The 19632-nt window shown below is 21.8% G+C and carries 10 protein-coding genes; 6 read left to right on the top strand and 4 right to left on the bottom strand.

Features of this window, described 5'->3' with window-relative positions:
- On the bottom strand, positions 1-317 hold a 317-nt coding region (locus tag VAMP_RS01550), incomplete at its 3' end, for a hypothetical protein (RefSeq protein WP_213348508.1).
- Between the two features lie 177 nt (positions 318-494).
- Between VAMP_RS01550 and VAMP_RS01545 the strand changes: the two genes are divergently transcribed.
- A complete protein-coding gene (locus VAMP_RS01545; protein ID WP_213348506.1) occupies positions 495-6182 on the top strand; it encodes an MG2 domain-containing protein in 5688 nt (1895 codons plus the stop codon).
- Positions 6183-6221: 39 nt separating this feature from the next.
- Entirely contained in the window at positions 6222-7907 is a 1686-nt protein-coding gene (locus VAMP_RS06945) for a transglycosylase domain-containing protein (RefSeq protein ID WP_213348504.1), read from the top strand.
- A 121-nt stretch (positions 7908-8028) separates the two neighbouring features.
- Here the strand turns inward: VAMP_RS06945 and VAMP_RS06940 are convergent, their stop codons facing one another.
- Positions 8029-10635: an ATP-dependent Clp protease ATP-binding subunit gene (locus tag VAMP_RS06940; protein ID WP_213348502.1), complete on the bottom strand. Its 2607-nt coding sequence runs from the start codon at positions 10633-10635 to the stop codon at positions 8029-8031.
- A 424-nt stretch (positions 10636-11059) separates the two neighbouring features.
- Between VAMP_RS06940 and VAMP_RS01530 the strand changes: the two genes are divergently transcribed.
- Positions 11060-15187 carry a beta strand repeat-containing protein gene (locus VAMP_RS01530; protein WP_213348500.1) on the top strand — a complete coding sequence of 1376 codons (4128 nt, stop codon included), beginning with the start codon at positions 11060-11062 and terminating at the stop codon, positions 15185-15187.
- A 292-nt stretch (positions 15188-15479) separates the two neighbouring features.
- On the opposite strand, the gene VAMP_RS01525 is transcribed toward VAMP_RS01530, so the two are convergent.
- Both VAMP_RS01525 and VAMP_RS01520 read right to left on the bottom strand, forming a co-directional pair.
- Positions 15480-17252 (bottom strand): lytic transglycosylase domain-containing protein, encoded by a 1773-nt coding sequence (locus VAMP_RS01525; RefSeq protein WP_213348498.1) that lies wholly within the window; start codon positions 17250-17252, stop codon positions 15480-15482.
- 39 nt (positions 17253-17291) lie between these two features.
- Entirely contained in the window at positions 17292-17573 is a 282-nt protein-coding gene (locus VAMP_RS01520; protein ID WP_213348496.1) for a hypothetical protein, read from the bottom strand.
- 230 nt (positions 17574-17803) lie between these two features.
- On the opposite strand from VAMP_RS01520, the gene VAMP_RS01515 reads away from it, so the two are divergent.
- The 3 genes from VAMP_RS01515 to VAMP_RS01505 all read left to right on the top strand — a co-directional run.
- Positions 17804-18637 carry a hypothetical protein gene (locus VAMP_RS01515; protein ID WP_213348494.1) on the top strand — a complete coding sequence of 278 codons (834 nt, stop codon included), beginning with the start codon at positions 17804-17806 and terminating at the stop codon, positions 18635-18637.
- Positions 18638-18663: 26 nt separating this feature from the next.
- Positions 18664-19335, top strand: a complete 672-nt coding sequence (locus VAMP_RS01510) for a hypothetical protein (protein ID WP_213348491.1) — start codon at positions 18664-18666, stop codon at positions 19333-19335.
- 44 nt (positions 19336-19379) lie between these two features.
- On the top strand, positions 19380-19632 hold a 253-nt coding region (locus VAMP_RS01505), incomplete at its 3' end, for a hypothetical protein (protein ID WP_213348489.1).

Here is a 19632-nt window from a genome sequence, read left to right as displayed (position 1 = left end):
ATATAGAAACTGTCTTTACTTGACCATATAAAACTTGTATCTTCTCAAGAATATTCAAGTCTATAAGAATAATTATCATACTTATTTTTAAAATATCCAAAATCTCATCCATCAAAATAAAATGATAAAAAATTATCTATTTCTTTTAAGATATCTTCTTTATTTTCTACTTGTTGTTTCCAATCTTTAATTTGTGAAGTAAAATAATTATTTATCTTGTATCAAGAAAAATTTAGTTTATTTTCTATATTTCAATCTTTATTTATCTCATATCAAAGATTGTAAAGTATGTTTTGTAGATGATTTTGTTCTTGCATATAAAAAAAGTTAGTATATAAAATAAAAAAATACTAACTTTATAATGATTTTTCTAATTTTTTCAAATTTACTTCTCGCCCGGGCGGGAATTAATAAAAATATATCTTTATATTTGCATTTTTTTGTTATTTATTTATATTAATAATCAATTTACATTTTAATATTATTAATTAATAATGAATTTTAATTTTGATAGAATAAAAGAATATGTTGTTAAAAACATAAAATTTATAAGTATATGAATATTTTGATTTTTTTGTTTGGTTATTTTATGATTTAATTTGTATGAAATTAATAAACATACTAGTAATCTTGATAAAGAAGAAAAGGAAAAAAATTTAGATGAAGTAGAAGATCTTTTATCATCAGAAGATGAACTTAATTATTGAGAGAAAGAAAATCTCTGACAAAGATATTCAAAAGATAATATATATGTATATTACAATTGAAAGAAAATTGAAATTGATGATGTTAAAGATAATGAATCAACTTTTCAAGAATGATATTGACTTAGATATGCTGATCCACACACTTTTGAAGTGTGAAGAAATTGATATGCAAAAGATAAAAATTATGTTTTTCAAAGTGGTAAAATGATAGATACTGTATCAGAATTAGATTTTTATTGATTGCGAAAAGATTTTGAAAAAATTTGATTGAAATATTGATCGGAATCTCTTTGAACTTTTTCTAGGAATTTATCAAGTAATACAAAAATTATAAATAGTGATTTGCCTGTATGAGAAAGTTTTTGGGTGGATATAGAATTAGATTCTTTCAAAATTAATAAAAAAGATGAGTTTTTGAAAAATGCATATTTAGTAAAATATATAGATAAACCAGAAGAAATTGATTTAGATATGGAACAATTTTGAGTTATTGAAGAAAAAGATATTGATTTGGAAAATTATTTAAATTTTCATGAATTATGATTTTATATGTGAAATGATGAAGTAAATAATATAGAAGATTTGGCAGATTTTTATAATATTAAAGATATTGATAATAAATTATTTAAAAAATACGAGTTATCTAATTTTAAATATTGAACTTGAAATGTAAGTTTTGATTTTGAAACAGATGATGCAGGTGATTATTTATTATTAATGGTTGATGATAGTGGTTTCTCTTATAGTATGTCTTTTGAAGTTGCAGATTTTGAAACAGAATTTACAAATAATGAATCAAATTTAAAATTTGAAATTTCATCAAATTTTAATTTGACTTGACATTGACTTGATCAAACTTTAGAAAGTTTTTTTGGTAGTTGATATTATGATTATAATGTAAAAGAAAATAGTATTTCTATAAATTATCGTCCAATTCCATGACAAGATTACAAATGAGAAATTTTATTAAAATCAATTTATTGACATGAATCAACTCATAAATTTGATTTTAATATAGAAGAAATTCCTGATTGATTTAAATTTTGATCTTTGTATACAGAAAGATATAATTTAGTTTCTAGAACTTGATATTGGTGAGATAAAATTAGATTGTGATTTCAAAATTACGATAAACTAGATTTATATATTCAATGATGTGAATTATGAGAAGCTGATTTTACAAAAAAATGATCTTCATGAATAGAAGAATATTTTCTTGATTGTAATGCTGAAATACAAAAAGTAGAATATATAAAAGATGATTTTGAATACTGGAAAGTCTATGATGAACATGTTTCTATTCCACAAGTAAGTGATTTAAATCATTATAGAATTTCATTTTTTGAAGATTTTAGATCAAGTAGATATTTTACTAGATCAGATATTTGAAATTTTGTAAAATTAGCAGGAGATATGATGTATCTTTTTAGTTATGATATGTATACAGGAAAAAGTTTGGAAGAATTACATATACAAGTTTATGATGATAAATTTGAAAATATTAAATATGAAATATGAATAGATTCTTTATATAAATTAGATTTATCAGAAATAGATTCCGATGTTTTGCTTATAAAAGTTTCAAAATGAAATGATCAAAATTTTATTGTTTTGAGAAAATCTTGATGATTATGGTATTATCATAGAGAAAACGATTTGTACAAAAATTTAAGAATTACATCTTTTGTAGATAGTAGTGATATATGAATGGATAAAGAAAAAGGTAATATGGATATTATTAGAACTTATTGATATACGGATAGAGCTATTTATAAACCTTGAGATGAAATTTATTTTGCTTGATTTGTGAGCGATATTTATTCTTGAGCAGTTAGTGAATGAAATATTAATGCTATTTTATCACATTCTAGTAATGAAATACAGAGAGTAGAAAATTTAAGTCTTGATGAATTTTGATGATTTGATTGAAGTTTTCAAATTCCTAAATCTGCTAAACTTTGAGATTATACTATTAAATATATTTTTACAGATGATATTTCTTATTCTCATAATATAAAGATACAAGAATATCAAAAACCAACTTATTTTGTAGATACAAATATGTATTCAAAAGCTGATAAATATTATTTACAAATTGATCCTAAATATTATTTTTGAGAAAATTTATCTAATTATGATATAGAACTTGATTATTCAATAGTTAGTGAAGATAAATGTTGGCGGTGTTATTGGTGGTCTGATAAAGAATATACTTATAATCATATTTTTGGTAATATTCATACTGATGGATGAAATTTTTCATATGAAAATCTTGATAAAGAAACTTTTTCATTGGAAATTATGGATCTTAGTGAAATACAAAATAGATGATATGATTTTGATATTAAATTTGATTTATATATTACAGATAATAACTCTGATGAATCTAGATTGCTTACATTTTATGAAAAAATTCCAGCAGAAATAAAAATTGGGCTAGATTGACAATCTGTAGATTACAATTATAGTGAAGATGAATATTTAGTTAGAGGTGAAATTATTGATAAAAATAATAAATCCGAATCTCTTGAATATATTTTGTACAAAAGAGATTATTGACATAAACAAGAAAAATGAGTAGATTGAAGTTATTATTATATAGCTTGATATGAATTTGAAGAAATTGAAAAAAAAGAAATATCTCATCAAGATTGAAATTTTAGTATAAATTTGGATTTATCGGATTCTTGACAATATTTTTTAAGAACAATTTCTTATTGAGAGGATTGAAATATAAATTGAGAAACACAAAAAAGAATACATTCATATAGATGATATTCATATTATTGATATTGGTGAGATATTGATAATAATATTGTTTTGGATGTAAATATACCTAGGAAAAGTTTTGATCTAGATGAAGAAATAGAAATAAATGTAAATCCATATATTAATGATGCAAAAGTAATTATTACAGTAGAAAAATGAAATGAAATTCTTGATACATATGAAAAAACTCTTGATTGAAACAAAATAACTATTCCTACAAAAGAAGAATATATTCCTTATGTAAATGTTTCTGTATCAAAACTTGTACCTGAAACGGTTGTTTTGGATAATGTAGATTGAGAAAATAAAAGAAAAGAACCTAGATTTATGATTTGATATGCACAAGCTAATATTGATGAATCAGCTGTTAAATTAAATATTGATGTAGAAGCTAATAAAGATTTATATACTCCTGGAGAAAATGTGTCTTTAGATGTTTTTGTTAATGATAATTATTGAAATCCTGTTAATGCAAAAGTATCTTTGGCAGTAGTAGATAAAGCTTTGATAGATTTATATGATATTATTAAAGAACCAATTCCATATTTTTATAATAAAGTTGGTAGTTTCATTTCCAATTTTTCAAATATGAAAATGCTTTTTGATAGTTTAAAAGTTTATACAACTTGAGGTAGAAAATGATGATGAGGTTGAATTTCTAGAATACTTTCTTTGAGAACAGAATTTAAAGATACTGCTTATTGGACTTGATCTTTAGATGTTGTAGATGGTAAAGCAAATTTAGATTTTGATTTGCCAGATAATTTAACAACTTGGATGATTGATGTTATTTGATATGATAAAAATCAAAAAATATGAACAAATAGAGAATATTTTCAAACAAAACAAGCTATAATGTTAAATCCAAATTGGCCTTTATTTCTTACTTTATGAGATAGTATTAAATTACCTGTAAATGTAGTTTTAGATTCTGATTTTGATGTATCTGATGAAATTGAAGTTTCTTGATTTTTGGAATTTGAAGATTGAACACAAGTAGATTTATGAACAAATAAATTAAATTCTGATTCTGAAATAAATACAAATTTTGATGTTTATATACCAAATAATATATATCAAGATGATTGGGTAAAGTTTATTATCACTGCTAGTGATGATCAATTTAAAGATATAGTAGAATGGAAAATACCTATTAGAGCCTCATGATTTGAAATTAATGATTTTTTCTTTACTTCAAATAAAGAATGAAAACATATTTTCAAGATGCCAAGTGAATATGAATATTTATCTATGGATTTATCTTTGTCTAATATGCCTATAAATGCTTTTGAAGAAGCTTTGGATTATTTGGTAAGATATCCTTATGGATGTACAGAACAAATGTTGAGTTGACTTTATCCTTCATTGCTTGCATGGGAACTTTGACAAGAATGATTGATTTCAGAAAATATAGTAAGATGAAATTCTGTTAATGTTTGATGAACTAGATGATTTGTTGATTTCAATGAAATGTTTTTGGAAACAGCTGATAAAATATATCAAAATCAAAAATCTGATTGATGAATGTGATATCGGAGTAGAGCATGAGAAAGTTCTACTATATATTTAAGTAGTTATGTTTATTCGGTATTTTCTCATTTGGAAAGTCTATGATATCAAGTAGATAAAAGTTTTATGTCAAGTTTAGAATCTTTTCTAGATAAAATATGATCAAATAATATACTTGCTTATGCATATTATATTTATAATAGAACTTTAGTTAATAAAGATATTAATATTGAACTTATTAAACAAATAATTGATGACAATATTGATGATGAACCTAGATTAGCAATCTTAGCTTTTGCAATATTTGCAAATATTAATGATTCAGAACAAGCAGTTAAATATCTTGAACAAATAGATTTAGATAAAATAAAATATTCAAGATCATATAGTAAATATATTTGAAAAGATATATTACAATCAATATACCTTTCAAGTTTAATTGAATATGATTTTGAAAATTATAATCAAGAAATAATATGATTAGTGACTGATTTTTTGGAAAATAGAACTAATAAATGAATTTGGTGATGGTCAACTCAAAAAAATATGCAAATAATATCATCATTGTCAAAATATATATTAAAAATTAAGTCTAGTGATGATATATCTTGTGATATTACAGTTGATTGAGAAGTTCATAAACATACTTTATCCGATGAAATTAAAAATATATCACAAGAAATTGATTTATCTGATAAATCCAAATGAGATTTGGAAACTTCATGGAATTGTAATGAAAACTTATTTATAGATATGAAAACTTCATATTTACCAAATGATTTTGGTGAATTGGAAAGTTATCTTGAATGATTATCAGAATTAAATCTTGAAATAGAAAAAGATACTTCTGTAGGTGATAGAACAATTTTGACAGGATCTTTTGCAACAACTAAAGATGCATCACAAGTTGCAGTAGAATTCTTTATTCCAGCAAATATTAAATTACTTTGAAATATTTCAAAATTTGATGATTCAGAACCTTTTCAAATAAAATGATGAAGAAGATGTTCGCCGTCGCATTATGAATCAAGATTTGATAGACTTTTCTTGTATTATGATAGTATAAAATCTTGAACAGAATGTGAAATAATTTTTGAATGAATAAACTCATTTAATGGTAATTTTAATATAATGCCTACTAGATTTTTTGAAATGTATGATACTCAAGTTCATTGAAGAAAAGTTTTGAATAATTAGAGATCAAATATTGAATTTATTTTTATAATCTCTAATTTTATGAAAAAAAAATTGACTTTTATAATTTTTGTATTGTTTTTTATATTTTTATTCTTATTTAATTTTTTGTATGAATATGAATTGCAAGATAATACAGAAAATTTAATATATGATTCAAAATGAAATATATTAAAATGAATTAAAAATATTTCTTATGAAAATTATAATAGTATACCAAATAATATTAATCAAATAATAAAAGAAATAGAAGACAAAAGATTTTATTCACATTTTTGAATTGATATAAAAGCAATATCAAGAGCTATTCATTCAAATATATTTTTGGGAAATAGACAATGAGCAAGTACTATAGATCAGCAATCAATAAAATTATCGCAATCTGCTTTTTTTGATAGAAGTATTTTGCAGAAAATTAAAGAAAATTTTATTGCTATAAATTTAAATACACATAATTCAAAAGAAGATATATTTTTGTATTATATAAATAATTTGGAATTTCCAAATCAAGTAAGATGATTAAATAGTGCTTGTTTAGTTTATTTTGATAATAATTGTGAAAATTTATTTTTGTCTGAATTATTGTTTTTGGTTTCAATATATCAAACTGGTACAAATCCTTTAAATAATAATAATTTTGATCAATTAAAAAAAAGATCTAAATTACTTTGTAATCAAATATCAAATCTTGATTTTGTAAGTGATAATATTTGTAAAAATATATATAATTTGCCACCATTGTCTTCAAATGATATTTATCATAATTTTGATAATTTGGCAAATCATTATGTAGATTATATTCAATCTTCAAAAAATAATAATTCTAAAAACTTTGATCTAGATTTACATAATATGATAAATAATATCATAAAAAATACTTTTGAATATAGAAATATGCAATGAATGAATGATTGTTGTATATTAGTTTTGGATAATACTTGAGAAGTTTTGACTATGAATATTTGTAGATCTTATGAAGATTTATTTGCATGACAGGTAAATGCTTGTACTTCTAGGAGACAAACTTGATCAGTTGCCAAACCTTTTTTATATTTGTATGCTATGAAAGAATTAAATTTAAATTCAGAATCTATATTGGAAGATAAACCTATAGAATATATTTTGGAATGAGAAAATATTTATGCACCCAAAAATTTTTCTCAAACTTATGCTTGAGATGTGAAACTTGCACAAGCTTTATGAAGTAGTCTAAATGTTCCTACTGTAAAATTATTAAATGATGTATGAGTATGAAATTATATAAATTTTATTGAAAAATTAAGAATTAATGTATGAAAAGAAAATAAAGATAAATTAGAAAAAAATCATGAATTTTTTAATGAAAGAAATTTATGATTATCTGCTGGTTTATGAACTTATGAAATGAGTCCATTAAATTTTGCAAAACTTTGGAAAATATTTTTTGATATAAATGAATATGATTTTCTAGATTCTTATGAAGTACAAATAAAAGAAGTTTATGATATTTTGACAAAAAATTCTTATAGAAATTTATCTTTTGGGATAGATAGTTTTATGTCTGTACCTTGATGGGCTGTAAAAACATGAACTTCAAGAAGATTTGTTGATTGATGGACTTGTGGTGCAAATAAACAAAAATGATTGATAGTATGTGTGTGGGCTTGAAATTATAATTGAACTGCTATGATGGATAGTTGAGTAAATACTGCTTGATATCTTTGGAATTTAGTTGTTAATAATTTATAATATCTTTTTTTAATTAGTTATTTATTTTTAAGTATTTTACTTAAAATATGTAATATAAAAAAGAGATAAAGTAATTTTACTGTACTTTTATCTTTTTTTTTTAATAATATAAAATTTAATTTTAATTTATACTTATTTTTCAATCTTGTATATTTATTTTTATTTTAGAATTATTTTTAATATTTCATTGCATAATAGACATTGCTAATGGATTTAATAATTCTTTTTGTATAGCTCTATCCAAAGGTCTAGCACCAAATGCAGGATCCCATCAAGCTTTTGCCAAATATTTTAAAACTTCATCATCAAAATCAAGATTTAATCATCTATCATAATAAAGCATATCATTAATTTTTTGTAAATTTATAGAAACAATATTTTTCAACATTTCTTCATTTATAGGATTGAAAATAATTAAGTCATCTATTCTATTTATAAATTCTGGACGAAAATAATTAGTTAGTTGTTTCATTATTCAATTTTCAACTTCTTTTCTTGTTTGTATATCTTGTGAATTACTAAGTTTTTCCATTATCATATCTGAACCTATATTTGAAGTAAGAATTATTATAGTATTTTTAAAATTAACAGTTTTTCATTTGTTATCTGTAAGTATTCAATCATCCAATAATTGCAATAATACATTAAATACATCTGGATGAGCTTTTTCTATTTCATCAAAAAGTATTATAGAATAAGGTTTTCTTCTTACCGCTTCCGTAAGTTGTCAAGCTTCATCATAACCAACATATCCTGGAGGAGATCAAATAAGTTTACTTACAGAATGTTTTTCCATATATTCTGACATATCTAATCTTATTATAGATTTTTCATTATTGAAAAGAAATTCAGCTAATGATTTTGCAAGTTGTGTTTTACCAACTCAAGTTGGTCATAAAAAAAGAAATGATCAAACTGGTTTATTTGGATCTTTCAATCAAGCTCTTGATCTTCTAATAGCATTTGCAACTGCTGATATAGCAAAATCTTGTCAAACAACTTTTGTTGATATATTTTTTTCAATATTTGCTAATTTTTCTTTTTCACTTTCAACAAGTTTTGAAACAGGAATTTGTGTCCATTTACTTATAATTAGTGCAAGATCTTCAGGTTCTACAATATCTTTAATTTTAATACTAGAATCTTTTTTTGAATTTTCTACTTTTTTTTCTATTTCTGATAATTCATTTTGTAATTTTGGAATTTGTCAATATCTAATTTCAGCTACTTTATTGTAATTTGTTTCTTTTTCTGCTATTTGTGCTTGATGTTCTAATTTTTGTAATTCTTCTTTTAATTGTTTTACTTTAACTACATATTCTCTTTCTGTTTCCCAATTAATTTTTAATTTTTCATAATTTTCTTTTGCACTAGCTAATTCTTTTTCAAGTTTTTGCATTCTATTATTATCTATACTAGTATTTCATTGATCTCTTATTATTGCTTGTTTTTCAATTTCTAATTGAGTAATTTGTTTTTTTAATTTAATAATTTCTGTAGGCATACTAGTAAGAGCCATTTTTACACTAGCAGAAGCTTCATCTATCAAATCTATAGCTTTATCAGGCAAAAATCTATCAGTAATATATTTCTCAGATAAATCAACAGCAGAAATAAGTGAAGAATCAGTAATTTTTACTCAATGATGAGCTTCATATCTTTCTTTTATTCATCTAAGAATAGCTAATGCATCTTCTTTACTAGGTTGATCAATATGAACTTGTTGAAATCTTCTTTCCAAAGCTGGGTCTTTTTCTACATATTTTCTATATTCATTAATAGTAGTTGCTCATATTACTCTAATTTTACCTCTAGCAAGTTCAGGTTTTATCATATTTCACATATCCATAGATCATTCAGTTTTACCAGCTCATACTATATTATGTATTTCATCTATAAATAAAATTATTTGTCATTTAGATTTATTTAATTCTTTTAATATAGCTTTCAATCTTTCTTCAAATTCTCATCTATATTTAGTTCATGCCATCAAAGCTGACATATCAAGTTCTATTATTGTTTTATTTTTTAAAATATCAGGAACTTCAGATTTAATTATTAATTGTGCAATTCATTCAATAATAGCAGTTTTACCAACTCAAGGATCACCAGTAAGTACTGGATTATTTTTTGTTCTCCTAGAAAGAATTTGTATAGTTCTAGCTATTTCGTCTTCTCTACCAATTACTGGATCCAAATCTCAATTTTTTGCAAGTTCAGTAATATTTCTACCAAATTTATTTAAAGAATCCATAGTAGTTTCTGGATCTACACTTTGAACTGAATCTCATTTTTTAATTTCGTTTATTATTTCCAAAATATTTTTATAATTTATTCATTCTTTTTGTAATATTTCCTTATTTGCTTTTGAGTTTCATTTCAATATGGCCAAAAATATATGATAAGTAGTAATATATTCATCATTTAAACTATTTGCTTGTTTTTCGGCATTTATAAATGCTTGATTTAAATCATAAGAAACTTGAATTTGATATTTTCATCATTCAATTTTTGGTAAACTATTTATTCATTGTTTTATTTCATTATGTATTTTTTGTATTTCAAAATTTCATTTTTTAAGTATAGCAGGTATATATCAATCTTCTTGTTCAAACATAGAATTTAAAATATGCAAAACATCTATTACATTATTATTATTTTCTATTGCATTACTTTGTGCTTGATTAACTGCTTCACTAGCTTTTATCGTATATTTTTCAAAATTCATATTTTATTTATTTTAAAATTTAAAATTTTCATATTATAGCACATAAATAATATTAGTGCTATATAAAGAAGTATAAAAAAATTATAATAAATTTCAAGTATATTTTTATTTTTTATGCTGGTAAATTTAAAATATCAGTAAAAAAGTAAAAATAGAATTATTAATATAATTTTTTTATTATAATGAAATTTTTTGTTTTTTAAGTATAAATATACTATTTCGGAAAATTTTTAATTAAGTAATATATATTCAACTACTTCTAACCAGGCATACATTATGTTTTTCAGTTTATAATTTTGTTTACAAATTTTAGTCATACAAGTATGAGATAAAAAAAAGTTTTTTTTTATTGACAAATATATATTTTTATATATATAACATAATGTTAAATTTAATTTAATTTTTTAATCAAAATATTTAAATAATGATAGATAACTATGAAATTAGTCAAGATTGTTCTGATTTAGATGAAGTTTTTGTAAGTGATGATTTTGCGACATGATTATGAATTGTATTGAAAGATATATGAAAAGATGATAAAGAAATTGAAAATATTATTTCATTATTTCAAATGAGTTCAAATATAGATGATAAATGAAAAAAAAAATTAAAAGATTTATTTAGTTTACCTCTGTTTCAAGCTAAAGCAAAAACATTTTTGAGAAAATTAAGAAAAAAAGTTGATAAAAATAGTTCTAATTTCTTAAAAAAACTTTTAAGCGATATTTGATATAATAGTATCACTAATAAAATTTTGGGAGTTTTAAAGTTAGATCCAAACAATGAAATATCCAATATAGAACTACAAAAAAAATATTGAAAATTAAATAAAATTTGTGAAAATTTATGGGAATCTGAATCTGGACATATAATATATGTTAATAAATTGAAATGAACTATAAATATAATTCAAAATTTAAGTATTTGAAAAGTTAATAAATTTGAAACTAATTGAAAAATTATATGAGAAAATTGAATTATAAAAATTAATATTGAAACTTGAAAAGTTAATTATAGTACTTGAAATTTAGATATTTGAAAAGTTGATAGATTTGAATCTGGTTGAAATATTTTATGAGAATCTTGAGTTGCCAAAATTAATATTGAAACTTGAGATATTATTTATACTACTTGAAATTTAGATATTTGAAAAATAATTAATTTTGAATCTGATTGAAATATTTTATGAGAATCTTGAATTGCCAAAATTAATATTGAAACTTGAGATATTATTTATACCACTTGAAATTTAGATATTTGAAAAATAATTAATCTTGAATCTGACTGAAATATTTTATGAAAATTTTGAATTGCCAAAATTGATTTTGAAACTTGAGAAGTTGATTATACTACTTGAGATTTAGATATTTGAAAAATAATTAATCTTGATAATGATTGAAATATTTTATGAGAATCTTGAATTGCCAAAATTGATTTTGAAACTTGAGAAGTTGATTATACTACTTCGGATTTAGATATTTGAAATATTATTGATTTTGATAAAAATTGAAATATCTTATGAGAATCTTGAATTGCCAAAATTGATTTTGAAACTTGAGAAGTTGATTATAGTATTTGAAATTTAGATATTTGAAATATTATTGATTTTGATAAAAATTGAAAAATTATATGAGAAAATTGAATTGCAAAAATTAATTTTGAGACTTGAGAAGTTGATTATAGTATTTGAAATTTAGATATTTGAAATATTATTAATTTTGATGATGATTGAAAAATTATATGAAAAAATTGAGTTGCAAAAATTAATTTTAAAACTTGAGAAATTAAATATAATATTTGAGATTTAGGTATTTGAAATATTAAATGATTTTATTCAAGTTGATGAATTTTATGAAAAAATTGACTTGCAATAATTGATATTCAAACTTGAAAAATTAAATATAATACTTGAAATTTAGGTATTTGAAATATTATTAATTTTGATGATACTTGATTAATTAAATGAGAAAATTGACTTGCAAAAATTAATGTTAAAAATTTAGAAATTAAATATAATACTTGAGATTTAGGTATTTGAAATATTAGTAATTTTGATAATGATTGATTAATTAAATGAGAAAATTGAGTTGCAAAAATTAATGTCAAAACTTGAGAAATTAAATATAATATTTGAGATTTAGGTATTTGAAATATTGAATCTTTTTATTGAACTTGATGAATTGTATGAAAAAATTGAATTGCAATAATTGATGTCAAAACTTGAAAAATTAAATCTAATACTTGAGATTTAGGTATTTGAAAAATTATTAATTTTAATAATAAATGAAAAATTATATGAGAAAATTGAATTGCAAAAATTAATGTCAAAAACTGAAAAGTTATTTATACTACCTGAGATTTAGGTGTTTGAAAAATTAGTAATTTTAATTATGATTGAAATATTATATGAGAAAACTGAATTGCAAAAATTAATATTGAAACTTGAAAAATCTTTTATACTATATGAGATTTAGAAATATGAAAAATTATTAGTTTTAATTATGATTGAAATATTATATGAGAAACTTGAATTGCAAAAATTAATGTTGGAACTTGAAAAATTCTTTATAATAAATGAAATTTAGGTATTTGAAAAATTAATGATTTTTATTGAAATTGATGAATTGTATGAGAAACTTGAATTGCAATAATTAATATTCAAACTTGAAAAATTATAGCTAATACTTGAAATTTATGAATATGAAAAATTATTGATTTTATTTTTGATTGAAAAATTATATCAGATTGACAAATTATATGAGAAAATTGATTTACTATAGTTGATACAAAAACTTTAGATATTAAATATAATACTTGAGATTTAGTTATTTGAAAAATTCTTAATGTCAGTAATGATTGAAAAATAATATGAGAAAAATGAGTTGCTTTACTTAATTTAATAACTTCAAAAGTTAAATATACTACTTGAGATTTAGGTATTTGAAAAATTAATGATTTTAATAATGCTTGAAAAATAATATGAGAAACTTGAGTTGCTCAAATTAATATTGAAACTTGAAAAATTAATTATAATAAATGAGATTTAGGTATTTGAAAAATTAAATGATTTTATTGAACTTGATGAATTGAATGAGAAAATTGATTTGCAGTTATAAATACTAAAACTTGACAAATTGAATCTACTACTTCAAATTTATGAATTTGAAAAATTATTGATTTTGATGCTAATTGAAAAGTTATATGAGAAACTTGAATTGCTATAATTAATACAAAAACTTTAGATATTATTTATAATACTTGAGATTTAGGTATTTGAAAAATTATTAATTTTGATATTGATTGAAAAATTAAATGAGAAACTTGAATTGCAAAAATTAATGTCAAAACATTAGATATTATTTATAATACTTGAGATTTAGATATTTGAAAAATTGATAATTTTAGCAATGATTGAAGAATTATATGAAAAACTTGAATTGCAAAAATTAATATCAAAACTTGAGAAACTATTTATACTATTCCAAATTTATGAATTTGAAAAATTAATAGTTTCTATTCAAGTTGATGAATTGTATGAGAAACTTGATTTACAATAATTGATATTCAAACTTGAGAAATTAAGTCTAGTACATGAAATTTGAAAATTTGAAAAGTTAATAAATTTGATAACAATTGAAATATTATATGAGAAACTTGAATTACAATAATTGATACAAAAACTTTAAAAGTTAAACACACTACTTGAGATTTATGAATTTGAAAAATTAATAATTTTGATAATGATTGAAAAGTTATATGAGAAACTTGAATTGCAAAAATTAATACAAAAAATTTAAAAATTAAATATAATACTTGAGATTTAGGTATTTGAAATATTAATAATTTTGATAATGATTGAAAAATTATATGAGAAACTTGAATTGCAAAAATTAATGTTGAAACTTGAGAAATTATTTATAGTATTTTAGAATTATGAATTTGAAAAATTAATAAATTCTATTCAAATTGATGAGTTATATGAGAAAATTGAATTGCAAAAATTGATTTTGAAACTTGAGAGATTATTTATAGTACATTAGATTTATGAATTTGAAAAATTAATAAATTCTATGACAAATGATTAATTAAATGAGAAAATTGAATTAGTATGATAGATAAAAAAACTTTAAAAGTTAAATATAATACTTGAAACTTATGAATCTGAAAAATCAATAATTTTAGTTATGATTGAAATATTATATGAGAAAACTGAATTTCCAAAATTGATATTGAAACTTGAGAAATTATTTATAATACTTGATATTTAGATATTTGAAATATTAATAATTTTAGTTCTAATTGAAAAATTGTATGAGAAACTTGAATTGCAAAAATTAATTCCAAAACTTGAGAAGTTATATATACTATATGAGATTTAAAAATTTGAAAAATTAATAATTTTGATGATACTTGAAAAGTTTTATGAGATAAATGAATTGCTATGATTGATTTTGAAATTTGAAAAGTATTAGAAATATCTTATTTAAAAAATAATTATTGAAATAATAAAAAAAACTCAGAAAAACCTGATACATTTACAAAATTTGTATAATAATCTTTTAACTCATTAATTTCTAAATAATAAAATATTTAATCTTAATTTTGTAAAAATAAATTATTTTGTAATAGCGAAGATCGATGTGTTTTATCTTGAAATTATATTTTTTTATTACAATGCAATATCTAATCAAATCAAAAACTAGTTAAAATAAGTTAACATTCTGAAGTTTATAAATATTCAAAATTATTAATCAATTTAATACAATAATTTATATAAAGCAATAGATTATCTTGAAGGAAATCAAAAAGAAATAGAAAATAAAATTAGTTTTTAAAAGCTAATTTTAAACAACATTTGTATAATATTTCATTGCAGAATTGTAATATGATTGAGCTGTGATTGGTCATGATATTCATCTTTCAATAGCTGGATTCCATTTTGCACATTTTTGTGCATATGAATCTGTCATTTGTCAAGGTCATGTATGATAATGTACCATAGCTTTTCACCAACTTCAAAATTTATCATACATTTCTCTAAGATAAACTGCCGATCATATTATTTGATGTCCTGCATCATATCTATCAAATTTTATTCAATCAATACCATATTTTGATGCTGTTCATCATGATTTAGTAATACCTTCCCAAGTTCAATCTATTATTTGTCAAAGTCAAACTGCACTAGATGTTCAAGGAGATGCATGAGGATTTCAACGACTTCATTCTTTTATAAATAATTGCAATAAAACTTCTGGAGGAATTTTAAGTTTATCACACATTTGTTCTATACTATCTTTATACATCATATAATCTCTTCATCATTGAGTAGTTAATAATGATTCAAAATTAGGTAAATTAATATCTAAATTTCACATTGTTAAATTTTCTGGATTTATACTAGAAAAATTTATATTTGAATTTTTGTATTTATCTATCACTCATTTTAAATCATTATTTGTAAATTCTTTTCAAGATAAAGTCCAATATGATTCAACAATTTTTCATAAAAAATCATAATTAGATCATCAAAATCATCTCAATCAAGCATTATTTATTCAATACAAAATATCATCTGTATTTATTATTCAATCTCAATTTTCATTTGATTGAGATGTTCATTTGACAAAACTTGATTGAACATTTCTACAAAGCATAACAAGTTGTCAATCAAGAGTTTGTAAATCTCAATTCATTATTCACATATTTCATTCAAAAATTCATTCATTTAATCAAATTGATAATAATAAATTTGGATCAAGATCATAAGATTCTGCCATTGATACAGCTAATCATATAGCTTCTTTTTTTCCTTCTATAACTTCTCAATTTTCAGTATACATTTCTTTTATTTCATCCCTTTCCATAAAAGAATTTATAGCTTCACTATTTGCTTCTTTTAGTTTTTCAAGTTCTTGTTCTTCATATTTTTCTGTGATTTCTACTTTATCTCAGCTAAAAATAGCTAAATAATTTCATCAAGCATCATAAAATCATCATTTTAATCATACTCTATTTCATTCACTAACTTGTCAATCACTAGAAGTAATTTTTACTGATTTAACATCTTCTGCCAAGATATCTGATAATCAAATATTATCTTCTGCTCACTCATTTCATCTAAAATCAACATTTAAACTTCAATCTTCACTTTCTTTTATTATATTATTATATAATAATGAATTATTTTGATTTGACATTTGCAAAAGTTCTCATGAAGATTTTCAAGCAAATTCTTGATCATCCAACAAATCATTTCAAGAATCAATTGATTCTTCTATATCCAAATATAATGATTGTAATTCATCATCAAGTTTTTTTAAAAGTTCATCTGCTTCATGATTTTTAACTTCTAAATTTCAATCTTCATCTATTACAATTTTTATTCAATTATAATTTTCATTCAAATAACTATTCATTCTATCTACATAAAAATTTATTGACTCTCATTCATCTCATGTATCCAAAGATTCAGCAAGATTTCTAAATTCTTCTTTCAATTCAGAAACTACTTTTTCAATATCTTGATTTTTTTCAAAATTATCTAATTGTGGTTGTCAAACTTTTTCTGGATCTTCTTGTGTATTTATATCTCTATTATCTATATTATTGATCATATTTTTATTTTTAATTAATATATAAAATATTTATTGTATTTAATCAAATATATTTTCTAATTCATCATCAAGTTTTTTTTCTACTTCATTAATATCATTTGATTTTTCTTCAACACTTTTAATATATTCAACTAATATTTGTACTGATTTTCATTTAATATCTTTATTAATTTCATTATTTTTTGCTTCCAAAACAAAAATTTCTTCCAATACAGAGCAAATTTGTATAGGTAAATCTTTAATTTTTAATATTTTATCTTTTAACGGATCTGGAATTATATTTGAGTTTAAAACTCATTTTTTTATATCATTATATTTCATAATAATTTATAATTTATATTTATATATTATGAAAGTATATATAAAATATATAATTTGTCAAAAAATATATAGTTTATTTTAAAAAAAAGTAAAAAATGTATTGCAAATTAAAAAAAAATATTAATAATATAATTACAATAAAGTTATATAAAATATTTGACTTTTTATTTAATTTGTTTATTATTTTATAGTTTTAAGATTGTTTTAATTTAATTATATTTAAAATAAAAATGAAAAAATATATATTATTATTTTGATTAATGTCTTTTTATTGATTGTATTCGTATACAAATGCTATTGAATGTTCTTTTTATGAATTTGAAGATCAATGTGTATCTCCATGATGACAAGTAAAAATGTCAGAAACTAATTCTGATCTACCTCATTTTACAAGATGATTAGATGCAAAAATATTTACAAAGTCTTTTGATTCTAATGTAGTAAATAATAGATGAGCTCATAATGATAATAAATTACTTTGGGAATGGAAAGCAAATGATGATTGAGAACCAGATTGAGAATTTAAATCTTGTGAAGATTTTGAAAATAGAACTTGTTCTACAAATTGAACTTTTGCTAGTATAACTTCTGGAGCACCTTGGAATTGATATGCTTGACGGGAAGAATGGAGATGTATGGAATGAGCTTGTGAATCTTTTGACTTTACTGAAGTAGAAGCTTGTAATGAGCCTGACTATCGGCAATGTAGTTGACTTACATTTCAGCACATGAGAGATAGATGTAGAGGTTGATCATGTAATCATGAAGTTTTTGATTCAGAATATTGTTGACCTTCTACATCTCGGACAAATAATCAATGTGAAACTCGTAGTAAATCATGTAGTAGTAATTATTCTTGTAATTGCTCAGAATCTTGTTCTACAGACGATGATGGTAATGAGACTTGTTCAACAACATGTGATACTTGTACTAATAATCGGACTGTTTCTGATACTGATTGTGTTAATACTACTAGAATAGATAGAGGATGTAATGCTAGTGGAGGTTGTTGGGAAACTACTACTCCTAATGCAGCAAGCCCAAATCCTAATCCATCTTGTTAGTTTATTTTAATTTGTTAGAATTTAAAATGTCTATTTATAATAAAAAATATTTTTTTGTATCTGTTTGATTATTATTATTACTAATTCTTGCTTTTTTAATTTTTCCTTTGAAGCAAAAAGAAAAATTATCTTTTGAGTATGATATAGATAAAATTGATTCAAATTTTATCAAAAAAGAATTGATGGACAATTGATGTTATGATAAGATAGAGAATGTTGATATGAATTATGAAAGTTTACAAAAATTTGTTATTAAATGTAATGAAGTTTATAGCTGAGCTTATATTAAATTAGATAAAAATTGTTCAAATTTTGATAGACCTAGTGACACAAAAAGATGTAAAGATTGGGAAATGTATGATGACTTATCTCGCTTTTTAATATATGATTATATGCATTTTGATAATGAAAATTTAAAAATTTCATTAGAGCATAATTGATGTGCATGAGAGAATCTTAAATTAGATGATATATATGATGCTAATAATTGTAATAGAATTTATGAAAGTGATTTGTATACTTCACAAGCTATCGATGAATCTAATTATGAAATTTGTAATGAAATAGAAGATAAAGTGAATTCAGAATTTTGTATATCCAGATACTGGATTGAGCATGCCAAAAATATTGAAGATTGTAAAAATATTATTCATAATAATCTAAAATGAGTATGTCAGGATAAATTTAAAGAAAAATAAAATAAAAAATTAATAATTATTTATTAATAATTAAAATATAGAATATGTTAGATTTATTTCTATCTCTTCCTACTCGGGGATGAGAATCTAAAACATATACTAGAGAGCAATGAGATATTATATGAAATACTGCTAATGATGATTCAATAAGACAAGGTGTTTCTTGAATATGAGATAATATAGAATGAATATGACAAGCATCTTGAGATAATCAATGAGATTTACTTGAGTTTATATCAACAATATTAAATTATTTCTTGTGATTATGTGCATTTATTGCTTTGATATATTTGTTAT

Source organism: Candidatus Vampirococcus lugosii (assembly GCF_018420025.1).
Lineage (GTDB): Bacteria > Patescibacteriota > Gracilibacteria > Absconditabacterales > Absconditicoccaceae > Vampirococcus > Vampirococcus lugosii.
Note: the sequence above shows the minus strand (reverse complement) of the source record. Positions and strands in the feature narration are given on the sequence as shown.